A 22,003-nucleotide genomic window follows, 5' to 3' on the forward strand; every position below is an offset into this window, starting at 1 on the left:
AAACCAACACCCCCTCAAGCTTAGGTGCTCGAGGGGGTGTTATAGTTACGTGATAATAGCGATAATACCTTCTTCGTCATCTAGCTCAAGCTTTATACCTGAGTATGGATCTCTGTTAAGGAACTCCTCGAGCCAAAGACGAAGGGCTTCAATAATATTAGCTGTAATTAAGACCTGCATTCTACCATTAACATATGTCTCCGCGGAAAAACCTCCATGATCATCATCATAAAGGAGCTCTACCTCAACTTCTTCAGGCTTTACTTGCTTTTTACGTGAAGTATATATACAAATCGCATTAATGATATCTTGTTCAGCTATTTTTAGCTTTGCCATGGATTCGTTTCTTCCTTCTTCTTCTTATCAGTGAAGAATTTAAAGATTTTGCGAATGACGACAAATAAAACGACAATAGCCAATACGTTAATCATGAATCCAAGGATAGAACCGAGCATTCCCATATTAGCAAACAAACTTCCGAACAATAGCCCAGCTAGTCCACCAAGCATTAGTCCCTTCATTAAACCTCCAGACATGAAGCCACCTTTTTTGGCTGGAGTCGTTGTTGCTGAATTGGTAGTTGTTTGATCCTTTTTATCAACGGTAGAATTATTATTTGTGCTGTTGTTATTACTATTAAAGTTTTTCTTACCTGACTTATATTTTTTTGCTTCTACAACAGATACATCATCTTGAAATACGAAATTTCCTACTGGGGTTAATAAAAGGGCTATGGCAATCATAGCAGCTGCAATTTTTTTCATTTAAATTTTCCTCCATTTTGTTCATAATTTAATTTTAAGAAATAGGGAATACAGTTAGTATAACAGGTAAACCTCATTTCCTCCTTTCTATTAAAGCCTCTTTCAACCTAATAAAAAACCTCTACCGGTGATGGTAAAGGTTGGCTTTTATAAAAATATATCCCTTTACCAGATTGGCAAAGGTCTCGCAAACAACATCCGTTGCCAGTTAGGCCGGTGATCCAAATCGGATTCACGTAATGACGACATAACTGTTAGCTACTCCCCTTTGGAGTATTTAATTTTTGGCAGCCTAGATAAACTGTTATCTTATCTTACAACAAGTTGTAAACGTCGTCAATAAAAGTGAAATGGCATATTTATGATGGAAATTAAAGGGTTTTGATTAAAAAAGTAGAATAGATGAGAGATGCACTAACATAGTAGGCTGTTGACATTCACTAAGTTTTTATGGTATTAAAATAGTTGTTAGCACTCTAGGGTTATGAGTGCCAAAGATAATACATACTCGAAAGGAGAAGGAATATGGCTAAGAAACAATTTAAAGCAGAATCTAAACGTCTGCTCGAGATGATGATTAACTCTATTTACTCCCAGAAAGAGATTTTTTTAAGAGAGCTGATCTCAAATGCAAGTGATGCGATTGATAAGATTTACTATAAGGCTTTAACCGATGAGAACCTTCGTTTTAACAAGGACGACTATTATATTAAAGTAGTAGCTGACAAGGAAAACCGAACGTTGACGCTCATTGACACCGGAATTGGGATGACTAAGGAAGAGCTTGAGAATAACCTTGGTACAATTGCGAAAAGTGGTTCATTGGCTTTTAAGAATGAAAATGAATCAAAGGATGGTCATGATATTATTGGTCAATTTGGTGTAGGTTTTTATTCTGCGTTCATGGTGGCAGATGTAGTGACGGTTATTAGTAAAGCACTTGGAAGTGATGAGGCTTACAAGTGGGAGTCTAAAGGAGCAGATGGCTATACGCTCACACCTTATGAGAAGGATGACGTTGGAACTGAAATTATCCTTAAGCTGAAAGAAAATACAGAAGATGACCGTTACGATGAGTACTTAGAGGAATACAAACTGAAATCAATCATCAAGAAGTATTCAGATTTTATTCGCTACCCTATTAAAATGGATGCAACAACTAGTAAGCCTAAAGAGGACAGCGAATCTGAGTTAGAGGAAGTTCAGGAAGAGCAGATTGTAAATAGCATGGTACCAATCTGGCGCAAGAATAAGAATGAACTCACTGATGAGGACTACGAAAACTTTTACAATGAAAAACATTATGGCTTCGATAAGCCTTTAAAGCATATTCACGTTAGTGTTGATGGTGCTATCCGATATAATGCCATCCTATATATACCTGAGAATATTCCATTTGACTACTATTCAAAGGAATTTGAAAAAGGGTTGGAGCTATACTCGAATGGCGTATTAATCATGGAGAAATGCTCAGACCTACTGCCTGATTACTTCAGTTTTGTTAAAGGTATGGTTGATTCTGAGGATCTATCTCTCAATATTTCTAGAGAGATCCTACAGCAGGACAAGCAGTTAAAGCTAATTGCGAAGAACATTAAGAATAAGATCTCTAGCAATCTGCAAAGCATGCTAAAAGAAGATCGTGAAAAGTACGAGACATTTTATAAGTCATTTGGAAGACAATTAAAATACGGCGTCTACAGTGACTTTGGTAGCAATAAAGATACCCTTCAAAATCTGTTACTGTTCTACTCTTCAAAGGAAAAGAAGCTTATTACATTAGATGAGTATATCTCTAGAATGCCAGAGGATCAGAAGTATATCTATTATGCGACTGGTGAGTCTTATGAAAGAATTGAAAGACTGCCTCAAACAGAACTCGTTGCGGAAAAAGGATATGAGATTCTATATTTCACTGAGGATATAGATGAGTTTGCTATTAAGATGTTAATGAATTACAAAGAAAAAGAGTTCAAATCGGTTTCAAGCGGTGATTTAGGAATTGAGGACAACGACCCGCAAACTGAAGAAGAAAAGAATGAAAATAAAGAGCTATTTAGCTTAATGAAAGAAAGCTTAGCTGGGAAAGTCAAGGATGTGAGAGCTTCTAAACGACTTCGCTCCCATCCTGTTTGTCTAACTGCTGAAGGAGAAGTATCCATTGAGATGGAGAAAATCTTAAACGCAATGCCAAACAATGAAAATGTGAAGGCTGATAAAGTGTTAGAGATTAATATTAATCACGAAGTTTATCAATCTTTAAAGGATGCTTTTGAAAAGGATAAGGATAAGTTGAATCTATATACAAACTTACTTTATAACCAGGCTTTATTAATTGAAGGTCTACCTATTCAAGATCCGGTAGAGTTTACGAATGATATTTGCAAGATTATGGTGTAAGATGTGAACCGGCGACGATATCGCCGGTTTTTTTAATGAGCATTATTCTATTTGGTCGATATAAGGATGGAATTGACCAAAAAGCGATGGGATTTGAACAAAATATTTAATAAGTTGCCATTAACCTCTTATGTTTGCTTCATATATGAAAAAATACGCCGATTAGTAGGTTTGGCTGGTCTCCGTTGTATGGGAACTGCTTGTGATGGAAAGTGGGGGTCGCTTAAATTTGCGATTTCCTGATATAATGGGTCGTTTTCCTGATAACGCTGTTGTTCTTGCTGATATATTGTGTGGAATTCCTGATATAGTTAAACAGTTTCATGATATATACATAATTTTTCATGATAAATGAGTATATGTAAGTTGAAAAGCCACCCATCTAGAGATGGGTGGACACCTGAACGCCTTTATTTGACACCTTTTTGTCTTAAATAGCGTTTATCATTCATAAATAAACTCCAAAAGTACACAAATCCAGGAAAGAGGATGGCGAAGCCGATAATATAGGTGATAAAGACGGCTCGAAACGAATTTGGATCTGTAAAAGAGTTTTGAATGGTCACTTCAGGATAAACGATATAAGGTAAATGCGCTTTACCATATACATAACTTGCGATTAAATATTGAATGGTTACAGCGATGACGGATAATCTAGGCATTCCCTTAATTTTTTCACCTTTTTGGAACGGGTTGGAGAAATATAAGCCAAAACCGACAAGTAGGAAGAATGCAACAGATATGATGAGTAAATGAACATCCTGCATCATTTTGTCATATAACCAGGTCGCTTCATTTCGTAAGGTAAGCATAATGAGGAATGCCATAATCAAAGATATGGGACCGAGAATCATGGCGTCCCGAAGGTATACTTGATAGGCCTCCATCTCTCGTGATGCTTTGGAATAATCGGCTAACAGAAGGGATGAGAGAAACAGAGAGCTAATAATGGCAAACCCGACAAAGGCGTATTCATTAGGGCTTGTGAAAAGTTTAGCTAAATTTAAATTCGGGACTCCGTTTACATATTCAACGTACTCACCGTGAGTAATGGGAAGAACGCTAATTAATAGTCCCGGAATAATAATGCCTGCAATTCCTGAGATATAGGTTAGCGGCTTTTTATATTCTGTAGCGATATTTGAAAATACAAGGAACGCACTTCGAAAGGCGAGTAATAATAAAATTAAACTACCTGGTATTAGTAAAATGGTTCCCAGTGTGTTAGCTGCAGCGGGAAAAAGACTATAGACTGCTACTACTAACGCGACGATAAATGTGTTCGTTACTTCCCATGTAGGTGATAAATAACGATTGGCGATATTCGTTGCCTTTGTTTGTTCACGATTAATATAAACCATTGACCAAAAGCCTGCCCCAAAGTCCATGGTAGCCATAACTGCGTATATAAACACGAATCCCCATAGGACGGTTATTGCAATCAGTACATCTGCCATTTAAAAAAACCCCCTAAGAGTTTGAACTGAATAAAGGTTTAGATTTATTTGCAGCTCGCTCTAAATCATCCAGTTCGGTATTTTTTCTAAAGAAATATAAAAGCACAAAGACTACAGCAAAGGCTAAAATGATATATACCGCAATGAAGAGGATAAATAGAATGCCGAGATCTGTAGCAGTTGTTGATGCGTCCGCCGTAGATAAAATACGATAGATGACCCAAGGTTGGCGACCTGAACAAGCTAAAATCCAACCAGCCTCGATCGCAACGACTGCCAGAGGACCGGAAGTTACTAACAACCAAAGAAATAGCTTCGGATAACGTTCTTTTTTTAGAAACTTTCTCCAGGCAAGGGCGGCTAGTGGGATCATAATTAGTAAGGAACCAATTAGGACCATGACATTAAACAGCGTGTGTACGAATAATGGAGGCCATAGCTCTTCTGGGAAATCATTGAGTCCGACTACTACAGTGTCAAAGCTGTCTCCTGCTAAATAGCTTAGTGCCCATGGTATCTCAATCCCCCATTTAATGGTTTGAGTTTCTCGGTCTGTAAAGCCACCTATTGCAAGAGGTGCGTGAGATTGTGTTTCAAATAGTCCTTCAGCAGCAGCAAGTTTCTCGGGTTGATACTTATGTAAGTATTGTGCAGACGAGTGTCCGTTTGTTGCTGTAAGGAAAGCAAAAATTCCTCCGATGACAAGGCTTAGCGTTAATGCTTTTCGATGGAAATTATATACCCGAGAACCATACTCGTTACGAAGCATCTTAAAGGAAGCGACTGAAGCCACAACAAATGCCCCCACCACATAGGCTGACAGTGCAACATGTCCAGCTGTTACGAAAAAACTAGGATTAAAAAAAGCTGCCCAAGGGTCAATATCGGTATATTCCCCGTTTACAAAGTTGAATCCAGCAGGTGTTCCCTGCCAAGCATGGACATTTGTAATCAGGACAGCTGACGCTAATGCTCCGAGAGCAACAAGCACAAGACTAACAATTCTCATCCAAGGAGCAATACGTTCAGCGGCGTATACATAAATGGACATAAAGAGAGCCTCAATGAAAAAAGCATAAATTTCAATTTGGAAGGGAAGAGGCATAACCCTTGCCACTACTTCCAAAAAGCCGGGCCATAGCAAAGATAATTGAACACCAGCTATCGTACCGGTAGGAATCCCGACTCCTAACAAGACAGCGAATGCCTTCGTCCAGCGCTTAGCCATGACCACATAATCCTGATCCTTTGTTTTCTGATACAGCAGCTCAGCCGCTAAAATCATAAGTGGAAGTCCGACTCCAATGGTGGCAAAAATAATATGGAAAGCCATCGTTGTTCCGAATAGAGAGCGTGCAATTGTTAAATCATCCATTACCCATACGTCCTTTCAGCATTTCATCATATTTCCATATCATCTCCATATTGGAAACAAATATGTAATAAATGGATAGACTTAAAGAAAAATCGACAAGTGCCTGTCACCTGTCATATGACAGGTGACAGGCACTTGTCGAACGATTGAGTCCTTGCTTCATTTTCGGTAAAATAGAAACAACATTAAATGGAAACTAGGTGTTTATGATGAGTAAATATATTGTTGTGGGAGCTGGGGTTCTAGGGGCTTCTGCTGCGTTTCATCTTGCGAGAATGGGTGCGGATGTGACGATTGTTGACCGGGATGATCGTGGTCAAGCAACTGCAGCGGCAGCGGGAATTGTGTGTCCTTGGCTGTCTCAACGTAGAAATAAAGCGTGGTATCAGCTTGTGAAAAATGGGGCGCGTTATTATCCGGAATTAATTCAACAATTAGAGGAAATCGGTGAAACGAATACAGGTTATAAACAAGTCGGTGCCCTTAGCATACATACAGATCAAGAGAAGCTAGAGAAGATTGTAGAGCGTGCGCGAATAAAAAGAGAAGAGGCTCCAGAAATAGGGGAGATTTCGCTGCTTACACCCTCTGAGACTAAGCGTTTATTTCCTCCTCTATCAGAGGAGTATAGTTCTGTTTTTGTCAGTGGTGGAGCCCGGGTGAATGGAAGGGCATTGAGAGATGCATTGCTTAATGGAGCGAAAAAACTTGGAGCTACCTATTTAAGTGGTGATGCCGTGTTATCGACTGAAAATGGAAAGATAACCGGTGTGAAGATAGGAGAGCAGACGATATCATCAGAAAAAGTGTTAATTGCAGCGGGTGCTTGGGCAAGAGAGTTACTTACTCCATTGGGTGTTAATCTGGAGATCACGTACCAAAAAGCGCAGATTATTCATTTAGAATGGCAGAATCAAAATACGGGGCAGTGGCCAGTTATCATGCCTCCCAATGATCAATATATGCTTGCTTTTGAGGAAGGAAGAATTGTCATTGGTGCAACACATGAGGACGATACGGGACTGGATACAAGAGTGACGGCTGGTGGTATGAATGAAATTTTAGAAAAAGCTCTTGCTGTTGCTCCGGGGCTTGCTCATTGTACCTATTTAGAAACAAGGGTAGGGTTTCGCCCATTCACCCCAGGATTTCTCCCGATTATTGGAGATGTACCCGATGTGAAAGGGTTACTAGTTGCCAATGGACTTGGTGCATCTGGACTTACAAGTGGCCCGTTTCTAGGAGCGGAGTTAGCTAGGTTAGCTTTAGGTCGAAAGACAGAGCTTGATGTGAACCATTATTCTATAAATGAAGCAATCAAGTAGGAGGAGAATAGAATGGAATTCTTAAAAGAACTACAGGAAGTGTTACCGAGTGATCGCCTGTCAACCAATGAGACGGTACTAGTTCAACATAGTAAGGACGAATCTCACCACCGTCCAGCTTCTCCTCATGTCGTTGCATTTCCACTTAATACCATAGAAATTAGCCAGATTATGAAAATTGCGACCAAACATAAAATACCTGTTGTTCCGTTTGGAGTAGGATCGAGTCTAGAGGGACATGTAATTCCGTATGATGGTGGCATTACGATGGATTTTTCTTTAATGGACCAAGTGCTTGAGGTCAGAGAAAATGATTTCCTTGTAAAGGTCCAGCCGGGAGTAACGCGGTCAAAACTAAATAAAGAATTAAAAAAGTTTGGACTATTCTTTCCGGTTGACCCTGGTGCTGATGCCACTTTAGGTGGGATGGCAGCAACTAATGCAAGTGGAACAACATCAGTCCGATATGGAATTATGAGAGATCAGATTCGTGATTTGGAAGTTGTCTTAGCGGATGGAACCATTATAAACACTGGAAATTTAGCTTCAAAGTCCTCATCTGGTTATCATTTAAACTCTTTATTTGTAGGGTCAGAAGGGACGTTAGGCATTTTTACTGAGCTTACACTTAGAGTTTATGGAATTCCTGAACGAATGACGGCGGCACGTGCTGTTTTTGCAACTACAGAGGAAGCTGTTCAGGCTGTAGTGTCTATTCTTCAAGCTGGTATTCCGATTGCTAGATGTGAATTCGTAGATGCCAGATCTATTAAACAGGTAAATATATTTAGTCATACGACCTATCCAGAATATCCTACTTTATTTCTAGAATTCCATGGAAATGAGGCAGGTTTAACACACGATATAGAATTCACAAAAGATATTCTACAGGACCAAGGTTGTAAAGAGTTTATATTTGAAACAGATTCAAAAGCTGTCCATCAACTTTGGGAAGCAAGGCATAATCTTGCGTATGCATTTCTACATGGGTTTCCTAGTCTTAATATGATGATAACTGATGTGTGTCTACCACTATCTGAATTGGCAGGGGCAATTATGGATGCACGAAAAGCCATTGAAAAAACGGGTTTAGATGGAGCAATCCTCGGTCATGTAGGGGATGGGAATTTTCATACATTACTAATGCTAGATCAATCAAATCCAGACCATGTTGAAAAAGCAGAGCAATATAATGAACATATCGTACAATACGCTCTTGCAAGAGGAGGGACTTGTACAGGAGAACACGGAGTTGGTATTGGGAAAAAGAAATACCAAAAGCTTGAGCATGGAGATTCCTTACAAGTTATGACTGGAATCAAAAAGTTGTTGGATCCTCATTGTCTATTAAATCCAGATAAAATAATCAATCGTTATTAGGAAATACTAGATTCATAGAAAAAGGGTGCTGATGATCAGCACCCTATTCTTATCTTACAATTGGTAACACAATAGATGATGGATAAGCCTTAGTATTGAATATAGTTGCAACTCCTCCAAGTTGATTCATTAATTGTGGTGCAGGTGACATGGCGTGAGGAAAATCACTTGGGCCAATAGCTACTCGAAGACGATGTCCCTCTTTGATGACAACATTGGTAGAGAAAATCTCAATATCTAGTTCCATCACTTCGTTTGGAACGACTTCTTTCACTTCCGCTTTTGTAAAAGGATGCCAAGGCTGAATATTCTGTCCGTCTAGAAATCTGCTTTTTGAATCCATCACAGTGCGGTGAGAGGCAGCAAGCCAACCAGCTGTAATTTCTTGAGAGCTTCCATCAGGTGCGACATCTGTAATACGGACGGATACAACCAATTCTTCTGCAGTTGTTTTGGCAAATAGCTTAGCTGCAATGGGCCCTGAAATTCTTAAGTCCTCATTAAGAGGAGCAGTTGTAAAGGTAAGTTCCGTCGTTTCTGTTAAACGATTATCCTTTGTGCACGGTACTGCACTAACGATGCCTGCTGTCCACTGGTTTGTACTACCAGAGCATATGCCGTTAAAAGGTTGTTGAAGCATGGAAGATGAAGCTTCCAAGGTGGATGGAGTTTCTCTTGTGAGTAGACTACCAGATCGTAAGTAAAATCTTTCAGCTACAGCACCTGCATGTGGCCAACCAGGCTGGACTTCAAATCTCTCCTCTCCAATCACAAATTGAGTAACATCTGGTATTTGCTCTGTTTTTGCAGAACTAATACCCATTAAGTATTGATCAAACCACCTTAACGCAATTTGATCTAGTGTAGGTACTTTGTTGGCTGGTAGGCCTGAACCGTAATTTCCATGAGTCCAGTTACCCATTAATAACTTCGTATGCACGCCATTTGCTTTTAATTGTTCATAGAGAAGAGGTGTTCCGCGTTGGAAAAGATCGTGAAGCCCTCCTGTTAGAAAAGTGGGTACTTTTATTTGGTCTGCTACATAGATGGGAGAGCGAAGCCAAGCGGCAGGTCCGTCATAGGCAAATTCTCCACCTGAGATAGCAGAAGCAAGGGTGTTTGTCTGGTAGCCTGATGTTTGACTAAGGTGATTGATTAACACCGTACTAGCAAGTACGGGTTCAGATAAAGTATAGGTCGGGGGTAGTAACCCACTTGCCGTGACAAGCCCTAGCCATAGAGGGATAAATCCTGTGTTAGCGAGGCCCCCAGACATAATGATGTCGCGGTACACATCAGCCATAGGAACAACCGGAAATATGGCGGCTAATCCTTCTGGTTGCTGAGCGGCAGTTAAAAGTTGGTTAATTGCCCGATAAGAAGAGCCATATAACCCAACTTTACCATTACTCCAAGGCTGCGTTGCTGCCCATTCTACTAATTCTTTTCCGTCACCTTGTTCAGCGAGCCCAAAAGAATCCCACGTCCCTTGTGATGTACCAGTACCACGGACATCAACGACCATATGAGCGTAGCCTCTTTTAATAAAGTATTCATTTAAATTTTCGGTATTGCTTTGATTTTTGTTGTAAGGAGTTTGTGTGAGGATGACTGGAAATGGACCTGGTCCGTCAGGCCGATGAACATCAGCTGCTAAAATGACCCCGTCACGCATTGTGATGAATATGTCCTTTTCTGTGATGTAGCTAGAATATAGGGCAGGACGCTCATAAGGAATTTCCTCCCATTGTTGAAGGGTGCGAGTACTTTCATGTTTACCTTTTGCTGCTTCAACAGGGACTGTGTGAATAAGAAAAGGGGTAAAAACTAATAAGCCTAGTAATAAATAGGTCAGTGACACTTTCATTTGTTTTTGAAACATCTTTTTCCTCCTTTATCATTTTTGTAAATGCTTACAATTTAATGATAAGGACATTAGAGGTTGAATAAAATACTGAAAACTGACTATTTACATACACCAAATGTCCTATTAACGCCGAAAAGAAAAAAGGTACCTGATCTAGATCAGAGACCAAAAAAACTACCTTATTCTAGAGAGTGCCTCATACATGTCGGTCATTGTATGAATCCCTCGCTCCTTTATTTTTTCTAAATAGATATTCCAAAGTTTTGCCGTTAAAATAGAATCACCCAGGGCATGGTGGCGGTTAATTACGGGAATATTATGGTGCGTGCAAAGGTCTTCTAATCGGACTAGCGCAAGTTCTGGGTCTGCAATTTTGTATAAAAAAGATGTATCAAGGATCCGGTGCTTAAAAGGGGTTCTGAATAGCTTCCAGCTTGTATGGTGAAGGAACGTCTTCTCATGGTTCGCATGATGGGCGACTAATATAGCGTCCTGTGTGAATTCAAAAAATTGCATAAGAACAGTCGATAAATTCGGTGCAGCTAGCAAATCTTCCTTTACTATACCGGTTAACGCCGAAACTTCCTCTGAAAGATCCTCGTTGTGATAGACAAGAGAGTAGAAAGTTTCCTTTTCTTTTATCGTTCTGCCCTCCATTTTGACGGCACCAATGGAAAGTATGACATCACCTTTGTCAGGATGAAAGCCTGTTGTTTCTATGTCAAAGACGACATATTTTAGATGGAGCAACGGATCATACATGACCTGTTCTTTTCGAATCTCACGTTGCAGCTCCCTTAAGAAGGCCACGTTTTGAGCATTTTGCTGTCCTTGTAAGCCGCTTAACATTCCACTATTCAGTTTTCCGTTTAACCCCTTTAAGAGGTGCATGATTGGATTATAGGCCACTTCTTAACACCCTTTTTCAATACATTTTTGTACAAAATGATGAAGCTTTTCGCCGTCTTTTAATATTTGTTTAATGATTTTCTTTTGATCAGGATTTAAGTTCTTTATATGAAGATAATGAGTATCTGCATATGTGTTATTGGTTTTGAATGTAGACAGTCTAAAATCCAGCAATGCTCTAAAGCTTTCTTCAAAGGGACGTAACACCTCTTGATAGCGAGCAGACTGGCGCAATAGCAGAAACCTGGTGAGGGTAGAACTTTCCAAAATCCCCTCTTTTATAGCTAGTAATCGGATAGCATTTACATAAGGTAAGAAGGCAGAGTGTTTTAAATCAATGGAACCTGCATAAGGTCCAGTTTGTTGGACGAAAACTTGACCAAATACACCTACCGATTTTTTTATATGCCTAATATTATCTAAAAACCTTATTAATAGATGGGGGTACGCAAGGTGGTGCCTAATAATGAGTTGCTTTAGTTGTTCAATATAATGACACTCACCCATTAAAGATCTAGCATCATAAAAGATTTGAAGATAACGAATAGAATCGAGGCTCTCTTCAAGTGCCCACTGATGTAATTGTTCTTTCCATCCAACTAATGATTTACACCATAAGGGGTTAGAACTCATCACTTTTCCATCACAAAACGGGTAGCCAACCTCAAAGAGACCGTTTGATAATTCTTTACCAAGAGTCAGGAAATAGCGTGCAGCTTCATTTGTATCAGAATGGTAGACGATACCGTGGTCTTGGTCACTAATAAAACCTTGTTCGAATCGACCAGCACTTCCGAGTACAAACCAATTGAACTCACAAGGAGGGTCACCGATTTCCTTTCTAACCATGTGAAAGGCTTTAAGAAAAGTGTCTTTAAGCACTTGATCGTGCAGGTTGTTTAATTGTTCAGAAGAAAGAGATTGAAGAAGAAACTCTTCCTTCCTAGCTTTAATATTGCTGTAAGCTGATGGGTTAGTAGTCATAGGTCACTTCCTTACAGAAAAGCAATTGCTTGAGTAAGAATCTAAAAGTGGATTCTTACTATATTATAAGGTGTAATCTTAATATTTAGGCTCTGTTAAAACTTGTTGTTGATTTTCGTTACAGGACACTCGCTTTCCGTGGGCGAGTCCGGGAGCCTCCTCGGCGAAAACCGTGCCTGTGGGGTCTCCCGCGACCCGCTCTCCCACAGGAGTCTCGCGTCCTTCCACTTCAATCAACTCTGCTAAAAATCAACATTGTACTTTAACACAGCCAATATTTAAAAAGAAACACAAAAGACGACCCTTTTGTGTTCCTAACATCTTATGAACTTAATTTTTCATTCTTAGCATCTAGAAATACTTCCGGATAACCATAGCTACCGTGTTCACTTACGTCTAATCCCATAATCTCTTCTTCTTCTGATACACGAATTCCTTTTAATACAGCTTTACAAATTAAGAGAAGAACGAAAGAAACAATAAATGCGTATGCCCCTGAAGTCACGACACCCATTACCTGTACACCTAGCTGAGTGAATCCTCCGCCATAGAATAAACCAGGTAATCCAACTGACGCTAGCTCTGGAGTGGCAAAGAAACCTGTAGAGATTGTACCCCAAATTCCTGCAGCACCGTGAACAGATAAAGCATAGATAGGATCATCAATCTTCTTCTTTTCAAAAAATCTTGCACTATAGAATACTAGTACTCCAGCGATGAATCCGATTAATACGGCTGCCCATGTATCAACGAAAGCACATGAAGCTGTAATGGCGACTAATCCAGCTAAAGCTCCGTTAAGGATGGTAGGGACATCTGATTTCCCTAATACTAACCATGAGATTAATAAAGCGGCAACGGCTCCTGCACCTGCGGCTAAGTTTGTGTTAAGTGCAACAAACCCGAAGAATGCTCCGTCGACAGATACTGTACTACCGGCATTAAAACCGAACCAGCCAATCCATAAGATGAGTACACCTAATGCCGTATAAACTTGGTTGTGACCGAAAATATTATTCGCTGAACCGTCTTTGTTGTATTTTCCGATACGAGGTTTTAAAAGAATGGTTGCTGCTAGGGCAGCCATCGCTCCTGTTAAATGGACAACTGTTGAACCTGCAAAGTCTTGCTTACCATGACCAGCCAGCCAACCGCCACCCCAGATCCAATGTGCGACGACTGGATATACTAGGCTTGAGAAGAGGATTGTAAATAGAAGATAAACGGATAATTTAGCACGTTCTGCAAACCCACCAAGAGCAATCGTAATGGCTATGCCAGCAAATGCTAACTGGAATAAGAAGAAGACTGCCCCAGATAAAGTTGCACCTTCAGCATCATACCCGGAGTAAAAGAAATCTGACATACCGACCAAGAAGTTTGCATTGCCTCCAAAGATAAAACCGTAACCAACAGCCCAGAATACTAATGATGCTAATCCGAATGTGAAAATGGTCTTACCGGCGATATGCCCGGCATTCTTCATGCGAGTAGAACCTGCCTCTAATAAAATAAATCCACCAATCATGAAAATAACTAAGATTGCACTAAGCATGACCCAAACACTATTGAGTAAAAAAGTAGTATCCAAATCTGTTTCCCCCTTAAAAGATTTTTATAGTTATTTCTTATTACACTATATGTTAGGAAACCTAACATAATTACCTGATATCTATAATTTATGTGAAAAAAATGTAAAAGTCAACGAAAAATCAGAAAATTTTATCTTTTATGTAAGGAAAACTAACATGAAAAGGCTTTCTTATAAATGTATTTGCAAAAGGCTCTTTTCTGAAACTTTGTTGCTCTTCGAACTAATTTTCAAATAAGTTTCCTTCTAATACCTTAAAATTGAAGTAATAATTGTTAGAAAAGAGCAACTGTCTCTATTTAAAGCACTGACCACTGTACTACCGAGTGAAAATCCGGATTTAGGGATTTTTACGGAAGCAACAATCTATACGAAAGGCTCTTTTCTAAAACTTTGTTGCTTTTGAATCAACTATTTCTAGTAACATATCCTTTTTAACGCGTTTATACCGAGTGCTAATTGTTAGAAAAGAGCAACTCTCTTTATTTAAAGCACAGGACTCTGTACTACCGAGTAAAAATCCGGCATTTGGGATTTTTACGAAAGCAACAATCTATACGAAAACAGCCATACGAAAAGAGCCTTGCAAAAACAGAATAAAACGGTCGATAATAATGTGAGTGGAAGAGTATTGAATGGGAGATGGACAAATGTTTTTAACCGTAAAAGAAGCAGCAGAGTATTTATCTATATCTGAAAAAGATATGGTGAAATTAATTCAACAACAAAAAATTAAGGCCATCCATGACGGGGAACAGTACGTAATTAATAAGAATCAATTTGATACACATCTAAAGCAGGTGGAGAAATATAAAAAGTTGGTAGAAGAGGTTATGAGTGAACCAATTCCAGAGGATCTTGATATAAAGGATGAGGATTAAGGTAGGTTGTTGTAAGTTTAAGCACCGTAAGAGAGTGACTTATGAACGAAAAACCTATGTTATCATCCAAAATGTCACTTTTATCGATCAAATGAAATGAGTTATTGAACAGTTTATATATTTTATCAACCAAACCTTTGGATATATCAACTAATGTCCTATCGTTTACGTCATTCAAATGGAAGCTTGGCTTAAAGCCCGGCTTCTTATTTTTGCTTGTGAAGGAAATCTAAGCGAAAGACATCCTTATAAAGTCGAACTTATAGTCGAAACCATGTAGGGAACCTACTCATATCAAAAGGTGCTTGTCTCCAAATGTGCATATTATTTCCTTCGCATTTTTGTCACATTCTGTTACCAATTCTGTCACAGCCTTTCAAAAGGCGCTGTGTTACAATTCTTTTACAAGGGAGCTATCTCCCCTTAAATACTAAGTTGGTTATATGAACCACATTGTCACACGGTTATATAAAAGTGACGATTTTGTGAAAAGTTTAACAAGCTTTATATTAATTGTGACATACTTGTGAATTATTTCACAAAGCTTGTCTGCAAGTGTAAATAAATTTTCCCTTCTATAAGGAGATGAGATTGTGAAACGAAAAGGACTCTTTTCAATTTTATTAACATTTACAGCTGTATTTTTGCTAAGTGGATGTGAAACAAACTTAGTTGTACTTGATCCACAAGGTCCTGTAGCAAAAAGCATCGCTGATTTAATTAACTGGTCATTATGGTGGATGCTACTTGTGGTAGTTGTTGTATTTGGTTTATTTGGATACATCGTTTGGAAGTACAGAGAACGACCTGAAAATATGGATTATGAACCACCAGAAGAGCATGGTAGTACAGTTCTTGAGATTATCTGGACGGCGATTCCAATTTTAATCGTTATTGCATTAACAATTCCTACGGTTAAAACGTTATATGCACTTGAAGAAGTACCTCAAGGGTACGAAGAGCAAGAACCACTTGTTATTCATGTTACAGCAGCAGATTGGAAATGGATTTTTAGTTATCCAGAGCAAGGAATTGAAACAGTTAACTATGTAAATATTCCTGAGGATCGTGCTATTGATTTCCGTCTTACTTCTGCAGGAACCATGCAGTCATTTTGGGTGCCAGCCCTTGGTGGACAAAAATACACGATGAATAAAATGGAAACTCAAATGTATTTAGTCGCTGATAACCCAGGTTCATATTTTGGAAGAAACACGAACTTTAATGGTCGTGGTTATACAGAAATGGAATTCGAAGTACTTGCTCAAACGCAAGAAGAGTTTGAAGAGTGGGTAAAAGAAGTTCATGATACAGCACCAACATTAACTGAAGAAAAATATGAAGAGTTACTTGAACCTACACATTTAGGCAGATTAACCTTCGCTAATACCCATCTAGAATGGGTAAACCACGCAGACGCTAACTCAAAGTCTTACACGAACCCAGAAATGTATAAGTACCATGGGTACCAAGGTAAGACATTTGAAGAAGAAGATAATTACAAGAATGACTCTGAAAGTGATGAGCATAACGATCACCACGGAGATCACAAAGAAGAGGACGAACATGGAGGTGACCACAGTGGGCATTAAATGGGATGAAATGCTAATAACAGGTGATCCGCTAATTTTAGGTGCTCAAATTTCCATAGCATTAACAATGATTGGGATGGTTGTTGGTATCACCTATCTAAAGAAGTGGAAATGGTTATGGAGAGAATGGCTAACAACTGTTGATCATAAACGTATTGGTATTATGTATATTATCGCTGCCGTTCTGATGTTTTTCCGTGGTGGAATTGACGGTTTACTGATGAAAGCACAAACAGCAAGACCAGAGATGGAGTTTCTATCATCTCAGCACTATAATGAAATCTTTACAACTCATGGTGTAATCATGATCTTATTCATGGCGATGCCATTCTTAATAGGTTTAATGAACGTCGTAGTTCCCCTTCAAATCGGGGCACGAGATGTGGCATTCCCTCAATTAAATGCACTAAGCTTCTGGTTATTTATGAGTGGTGCCATGTTATTTAACATCTCGTTTGTTATCGGTGGTTCACCTGATGCTGGTTGGACATCTTACTTCCCATTAGCAGGTAAGGAATTTAGTCCAAGTATCGCTAATAACTATTATGCGGTTGCCCTTCAGATTGCCGGTATCGGTACATTGATGACAGGGATTAACTTTATCGTAACAATCTTAAAAATGCGTACAAAAGGCATGACTTTAATGAAAATGCCAATGTTCACATGGACAACATTTGTAACATCATTTATTATCGTCGGAGCATTCCCTATCTTTACAGTTGCTCTTGCATTGATGACGTTTGACAGACTTTATGGAACGCATTTCTTCACAGTATCTGGTGGAGGAAGTGACATGCTTTGGGCAAACTTGTTCTGGTTATGGGGACATCCTGAAGTATATATCGTAGCTTTACCTGCATTCGGTATTTTCTCTGAGGTAATCGCTACATTTGCTCGTAAGTCTTTATATGGATATAAGTCAATGGTATATGCGATCGCTGGTATCGCAATCTTAAGTTTCCTAGTTTGGGTTCACCATTTCTATACAATGGGTTCAGGAGCACTAGTAAACTCATTCTTCTCGATTACAACGATGCTTATTGCCGTTCCAACTGGGGTTAAGATTTTCAACTGGTTGTTTACGATGAGAAAAGGTCGTATTAAATTTAGTACAGCGATGCTTTGGTCGCTTGCATTCGTACCATGTTTCACGATTGGTGGAGTAACAGGGGTTATGCTTGCAATGGGTGCAGCAGACTATCAATACCATAATACATTGTTCCTAGTTGCTCACTTCCACTATGTATTAATTCCAGGAGTCGTGTTTGCGGTATTTGCTGGACTTTACTACTGGTGGCCAAAGATGTTCGGTCATATGTTAAACGAAAAGCTTGGTAAATGGCATTTCTGGTTATTCGTAATTGGATTTAATGTAACGTTTATGCCAATGTTCTTCTTAGGATTAAATGGAGCTGTACGTCGTGCTCATACGTATTCAGTTGAATCAGGGTTCTCAGATTTATTCCTTCTATCAGCGATTGGTTCTCTAGTATTAGCTGCTGGATTTGCAGTATTCTGTTACAACATCTACTGGAGCGTTCGCTTTGCAGACCGTAATATCTCTAGCGATCCTTGGGACGCAAGAACACTTGAATGGGCTACTGCTTCACCGGTTCAATATTATAACTTTGCTAAGCTTCCAGAAGTGAAATCAATTGATGCTTTCTGGTATATGAAAAAGAATAACGAAGGTTTAACTTTAAAAGAAAATGAATTAGAAGAAATTCACATGCCAAGTAACGCAGGATTACCGATTATCATGTCTGGCGTGTTCACAGTTGCAGGATTCTTCCTTGTCTTTGAAGCACATATTGCAGCATTAGTGTTCGGTATCGGAATTATTGCTTGTCTAATTGCTCGCTCCTTTGATTATAACGATGGATATCACATCCACGTTGAAGAAATTAGTGAACATGAGCGTACTTGGAGAAATGTAGAGGGTGAGGTGCATAATCATGTCAGCTAGTTTAAATACGTCACTTCCTTTAGAATATCAATCTGAACAAAGTCGTATGAATATCCTTGGTTTCTGGATTTTCCTTGGAGCTGAGATTATCTTATTTGCTACCTTATTCGCAGTATATGGAGTTTTAAATCAGAATTATGCAGGTGGACCAACTCACCAGGATATCATTATGGTAAAAGAAGTAATGATTCAAACGCTCTTACTTTTAATTAGTAGCTTTACCTGTGGTGTTGCGATCTGGCAAATGCGTCGTAACAATCTAAAAGGATTAATTACGTGGTTAGTTATCACCTTATTACTAGGTCTTGGATTCCTAGTGATGGAGATTAATGAGTTCATGCATTATGTTCATGTAGGAGCTACAATGCAGACAAGTGCTTTCCTTTCAAGCTTCTTCGTTCTACTTGGAACTCATGGACTTCACGTTGCAATGGGGATTGGCTGGGCAGTATTGATTATCATGCAATTACTAAAAAGAGGGTTAACACCTGTAACTGCTCGTAAGGTATTTATTATTGGTCTATACTGGCACTTCCTTGATGTTGTATGGATTTTCATCTTCACATTCGTTTATCTAAAAGGGATGGTGTTATAGATGCAAATGGGCAAAAGTGAAAATAGCTTCCCTTTAAGTCATGTATTTGGATTTGTGATGTCTTTAGTGCTTACGTTTGTGGCAGCTTGGATTGCGTTAAAAACATCTTTATCTTTCACAGTGGTGATGTGGATTATCGGAACGTTAGCTGTCATTCAAGCGGGTCTCCAACTATTCATGTTCATGCACGTGAATGAGGGAGAAGATAATAAGACACAAATTATCAATATTGCATATGGAGTGTTCTGTGCAGTGGTGATTGTAGTAGGATCCATCTGGGTTCTAACGTCAGGACACGCAGCGCATTAAAAAAAATCCGGCCTTCTTTGGTCGGATTTTTTGTTTTAAGGTTTTTCATTATCTTGGTAACTAAGTATTGTGCATATTAATCCGGCTCCAGCACCCAAACCCTCAATTCAAGAAAACATTTGCTTATCTAGGTTAAACGGGGCGCTTGCGCCTTTTGTTCTTATATAAGTTAATTTCTTGTAATAGGTGTGTGGTCGCTTACTTCTTGCATGAGCATTAAAAATAATCCGAAACCAAAAAGGAGCATAGAAGTAGCCATAATACTAAGGCCAATAAATACGGTGTAGTTGTCATGAGTGGCACCGTTTACAACTAACCCTGTAAGAAATACGATAAAACCAACGAAGAGTCCTAAAGCTGTCATTTTTCTACCAAACGTAAGTGTTTTCATTTGTTTTTCGTTCATTTAAATCATCCCCTTACTTCTATTTTATGTTTGTTCACAAATTTGTCAAACTTTTTCGTTCACAAAATCGCCATTTTTTAAAAAACTTTTTCTTTTATAGTTATTTAGTGAATTACTTTTGGTTAGTGTTAGAATAGAAGCAATAGGATTATTCATGGTTTCATTAATTGAAACAAGGGATTAACTCTCTTGGAGAAGTAATAGTAGATATAATATTTAGGGAAATAAGGAACCAAACTTAACGCATAACTGAATTTATTGTTTACGCTTTTGGCTATTTAGTGAGAGTATAGAATAGTTGAATCAATTTTAGGAAATTATCATTGTAAAGTAAGGGGAAGCTAAAGTGAACATATTACCTACGGTTTCAAGTGACCTTAAGGTTGCAGGGAGAAATATCCTTAAATTAATTAGTAAAAATATAAAAGTTAATACGTTTTGTGTTATACGAGTGAGTAAGACGGAAAGTCACTTTATAAATGTGTTAAACCGACAAGTACAACTGGCTACTGAAGATGCTAAGATTAATGTATATGATACTTTCTGACACTTGCTATTCAATAGTGGTCGTGAACCACTTGTTATAAACGATACTCTAGCACATCAAGAGACGAGCAAGATGGAGATTACAAGTAAGTTAGGACTTAAGAGTTTCTTGGGTGTCCCTATTTTCTATAAGAATGGTGAACTGTACGGAAACTTATGTTGCTTTGATATTGATACATATTCCTTCTCTGAGGAAGATGTTGAACTATTACAAACAATGTCTTCCCTCCTTACATATGTAATTGAGCTAGAAAAGGAACACACTCAAGTTAAAACAAATTATGAACGTCTATTTCATGAAAATGATCTTATTTTGACGTCCCTTTCCGAAGGGGTTTTTGGTATTGATTTAAAAGGAAACATTACTTTTTGTAATCCTTCCACACAAAAGATCCTGAATTGCTCTAATGTATCACTAATAGGAGATACACCCTTTCAGTCTTTTCTTCGCCATGAAATTGAATCATCACCATTTATGGACACATTAAAGGACGGGGAAACCCGTACGAGAAAGGATCAATTTTTCTGTAGGAATGAAGAGGAGTTATTTCCGGTTGAATATACGACAAAGGCTATCTATGAAGCAGATCAAATTACAGGGATGGTTGTAACATTTAAGGATATTACAGAACGAAAAAAGTCTGAAGAAATGATGGTAAAGTCTGAAAAATTGACATTGGCAGGGCAATTAGCAGCAGGAATTGCACATGAAATTAGAAATCCACTTACTGCTATTAAGGGCTTTTTACAAATGATTGAGGCTGGCTACCAAAAAGATTCTTATATAAAAATCATGGCTAGTGAACTTGCTCGTGTCGAAGTCATTGTTAGTGAGCTATTATTACTAGCTAAGCCTCAGGAGACTGAGTATGTACCACAAGAAATGGGACCGCTTCTACAAGATGTCATTTCCGTACTAAATACACAAGCTATATTAAAGAATATAGAAATAACATTAAGCGAACATAAAGATGAGTTGTTAGTCAACGGTGACGCCAATCAAATGAAACAAGTGTTCATTAACTTAATAAAAAATGCCATAGAAGCCCTTCCTAGTGGTGGAAGAATATGTGTGAAACCTTTTAGGAAAGATTCTACGATTGTTATTTTAGTGCAGGATAATGGAGTAGGAATTCCTGAAGAGAAGCTAGAACAGCTAGGTCAGCCTTTTTATTCTACGAAAGAGGATGGTACTGGGTTAGGTTTAATGGTCAGTTTTAATATTATTCAAAATCATAATGGTCATGTTCATGTATCAAGCATCCAGGGAGAAGGGACAACATTTGAAGTTGTATTTCCTAGTTTAGAGAGTCGATAATATTACATAGATGAGGTTGGGACATAAGTATTCCAGTTAATTAAAAACCCAAACTATTTAGTGGATTTTTCACATTATAGTTAGGGTCTTTTTTTTGTTAATGCAAACTATATTTAATAAATTAGTGAAATGAAGCGGAAGACACTCGACTCCTGCGGGAAAAAGAGAAAGGGTCGAGACCCCGCAGGCGAAGCCGAGGAGGCTCGACTTTCTCCCCGCGGAAAGCGAGGGTCTGCAGCGCAATGGAACGCATTTGTTTTTTAAGGTAAGCAGATTAATAAGTAACAAAAGTATCCAAAAACAAATATATATGAACAATTAAATATTCGTGTTTGAGG

General features: G+C 38.6%; 19 protein-coding genes. 10 read left to right on the forward strand and 9 right to left on the reverse strand.

All coding sequences use genetic code 11. The features are described from left to right. Positions 1-45: 45 nt before the first annotated feature. The gene (locus LT143_RS10640; protein WP_246942960.1) at positions 46-336 is read right to left on the reverse strand and encodes a YxcD family protein; all 291 of its coding nucleotides are present in this window, start codon (positions 334-336) and stop codon (positions 46-48) included. After that, positions 324-764: a hypothetical protein gene (locus LT143_RS10645; RefSeq protein WP_246942961.1), complete on the reverse strand. Its 441-nt coding sequence runs from the start codon at positions 762-764 to the stop codon at positions 324-326. Before LT143_RS10645 ends, LT143_RS10640 begins: the two co-directional genes overlap by 13 nt. A gap of 525 nt (positions 765-1,289) precedes the next feature. Between LT143_RS10645 and htpG the strand changes: the two genes are divergently transcribed. Beyond that, on the forward strand, positions 1,290-3,164 hold the full coding sequence (gene htpG / locus LT143_RS10650) for a molecular chaperone HtpG (protein ID WP_246942962.1): 1,875 nt from the start codon (positions 1,290-1,292) through the stop codon (positions 3,162-3,164). Between the two features lie 410 nt (positions 3,165-3,574). Here the strand turns inward: htpG and LT143_RS10655 are convergent, their stop codons facing one another. After that, entirely contained in the window at positions 3,575-4,621 is a 1,047-nt protein-coding gene (locus tag LT143_RS10655; protein WP_246942963.1) for a cytochrome d ubiquinol oxidase subunit II, read from the reverse strand. A 13-nt stretch (positions 4,622-4,634) separates the two neighbouring features. Further along, positions 4,635-5,996: a cytochrome ubiquinol oxidase subunit I gene (locus LT143_RS10660; RefSeq protein WP_246942964.1), complete on the reverse strand. Its 1,362-nt coding sequence runs from the start codon at positions 5,994-5,996 to the stop codon at positions 4,635-4,637. 209 nt (positions 5,997-6,205) lie between these two features. Here LT143_RS10660 and LT143_RS10665 point away from each other — a divergent pair, with 209 nt between their 5' ends. Together LT143_RS10665 and LT143_RS10670 are read left to right on the forward strand one after the other, a co-directional pair. Beyond that, the gene (locus LT143_RS10665) at positions 6,206-7,321 is read left to right on the forward strand and encodes an NAD(P)/FAD-dependent oxidoreductase (RefSeq protein WP_246942965.1); all 1,116 of its coding nucleotides are present in this window, start codon (positions 6,206-6,208) and stop codon (positions 7,319-7,321) included. Positions 7,322-7,333: 12 nt separating this feature from the next. After that, positions 7,334-8,701 carry an FAD-binding oxidoreductase gene (locus tag LT143_RS10670; RefSeq protein ID WP_246942966.1) on the forward strand — a complete coding sequence of 456 codons (1,368 nt, stop codon included), beginning with the start codon at positions 7,334-7,336 and terminating at the stop codon, positions 8,699-8,701. Between the two features lie 49 nt (positions 8,702-8,750). On the opposite strand, the gene LT143_RS10675 is transcribed toward LT143_RS10670, so the two are convergent. From LT143_RS10675 to LT143_RS10690, 4 genes are all read right to left on the reverse strand, one after another. Further along, positions 8,751-10,583, reverse strand: a complete 1,833-nt coding sequence (locus LT143_RS10675) for a CocE/NonD family hydrolase (RefSeq protein WP_246942967.1) — start codon at positions 10,581-10,583, stop codon at positions 8,751-8,753. A 159-nt stretch (positions 10,584-10,742) separates the two neighbouring features. Continuing rightward, the gene (locus LT143_RS10680; RefSeq protein WP_246942968.1) at positions 10,743-11,477 is read right to left on the reverse strand and encodes an exonuclease domain-containing protein; all 735 of its coding nucleotides are present in this window, start codon (positions 11,475-11,477) and stop codon (positions 10,743-10,745) included. Positions 11,478-11,480: 3 nt separating this feature from the next. Further along, positions 11,481-12,461 (reverse strand): DUF294 nucleotidyltransferase-like domain-containing protein, encoded by a 981-nt coding sequence (locus LT143_RS10685; RefSeq protein ID WP_246942969.1) that lies wholly within the window; start codon positions 12,459-12,461, stop codon positions 11,481-11,483. A 322-nt stretch (positions 12,462-12,783) separates the two neighbouring features. Further along, a complete protein-coding gene (locus LT143_RS10690; protein WP_246942970.1) occupies positions 12,784-14,052 on the reverse strand; it encodes an ammonium transporter in 1,269 nt (422 codons plus the stop codon). A 650-nt stretch (positions 14,053-14,702) separates the two neighbouring features. Between LT143_RS10690 and LT143_RS10695 the strand changes: the two genes are divergently transcribed. The 5 genes from LT143_RS10695 to qoxD all read left to right on the forward strand — a co-directional run bounded on the left by LT143_RS10695 (position 14,703) and on the right by qoxD (position 19,395). Then, positions 14,703-14,933: an excisionase family DNA-binding protein gene (locus LT143_RS10695; protein ID WP_246943100.1), complete on the forward strand. Its 231-nt coding sequence runs from the start codon at positions 14,703-14,705 to the stop codon at positions 14,931-14,933. A 593-nt stretch (positions 14,934-15,526) separates the two neighbouring features. After that, positions 15,527-16,525, forward strand: coding sequence for a cytochrome aa3 quinol oxidase subunit II (gene qoxA / locus LT143_RS10700; protein ID WP_246942971.1), 999 nt, complete (start codon positions 15,527-15,529; stop codon positions 16,523-16,525). Beyond that, positions 16,515-18,491, forward strand: coding sequence for a cytochrome aa3 quinol oxidase subunit I (qoxB, locus tag LT143_RS10705; protein WP_246942972.1), 1,977 nt, complete (start codon positions 16,515-16,517; stop codon positions 18,489-18,491). The genes qoxA and qoxB overlap by 11 nt, the downstream gene beginning before the upstream one ends. After that, positions 18,481-19,086 carry a cytochrome aa3 quinol oxidase subunit III gene (gene qoxC / locus LT143_RS10710; protein WP_246942973.1) on the forward strand — a complete coding sequence of 202 codons (606 nt, stop codon included), beginning with the start codon at positions 18,481-18,483 and terminating at the stop codon, positions 19,084-19,086. The genes qoxB and qoxC overlap by 11 nt, the downstream gene beginning before the upstream one ends. A gap of 6 nt (positions 19,087-19,092) precedes the next feature. Beyond that, complete coding sequence (gene qoxD / locus LT143_RS10715; protein ID WP_418909826.1) at positions 19,093-19,395, forward strand: cytochrome aa3 quinol oxidase subunit IV; 303 nt, start codon at positions 19,093-19,095, stop codon at positions 19,393-19,395. Positions 19,396-19,564: 169 nt separating this feature from the next. On the opposite strand, the gene LT143_RS10720 is transcribed toward qoxD, so the two are convergent. Beyond that, positions 19,565-19,801, reverse strand: coding sequence for a hypothetical protein (locus LT143_RS10720; protein ID WP_246942975.1), 237 nt, complete (start codon positions 19,799-19,801; stop codon positions 19,565-19,567). 346 nt (positions 19,802-20,147) lie between these two features. Here LT143_RS10720 and LT143_RS10725 point away from each other — a divergent pair, with 346 nt between their 5' ends. Both LT143_RS10725 and LT143_RS10730 read left to right on the forward strand, forming a co-directional pair. After that, the gene (locus LT143_RS10725) at positions 20,148-20,348 is read left to right on the forward strand and encodes a hypothetical protein (RefSeq protein ID WP_246942976.1); all 201 of its coding nucleotides are present in this window, start codon (positions 20,148-20,150) and stop codon (positions 20,346-20,348) included. A gap of 3 nt (positions 20,349-20,351) precedes the next feature. Beyond that, on the forward strand, positions 20,352-21,665 hold the full coding sequence (locus tag LT143_RS10730; protein WP_246942977.1) for an ATP-binding protein: 1,314 nt from the start codon (positions 20,352-20,354) through the stop codon (positions 21,663-21,665). Positions 21,666-22,003: the final 338 nt, after the last annotated feature.

It is taken from the genome of Bacillus pinisoli (assembly GCF_023036475.1).
Lineage (GTDB): Bacteria > Bacillota > Bacilli > Bacillales > SA4 > Bacillus_BS > Bacillus_BS pinisoli.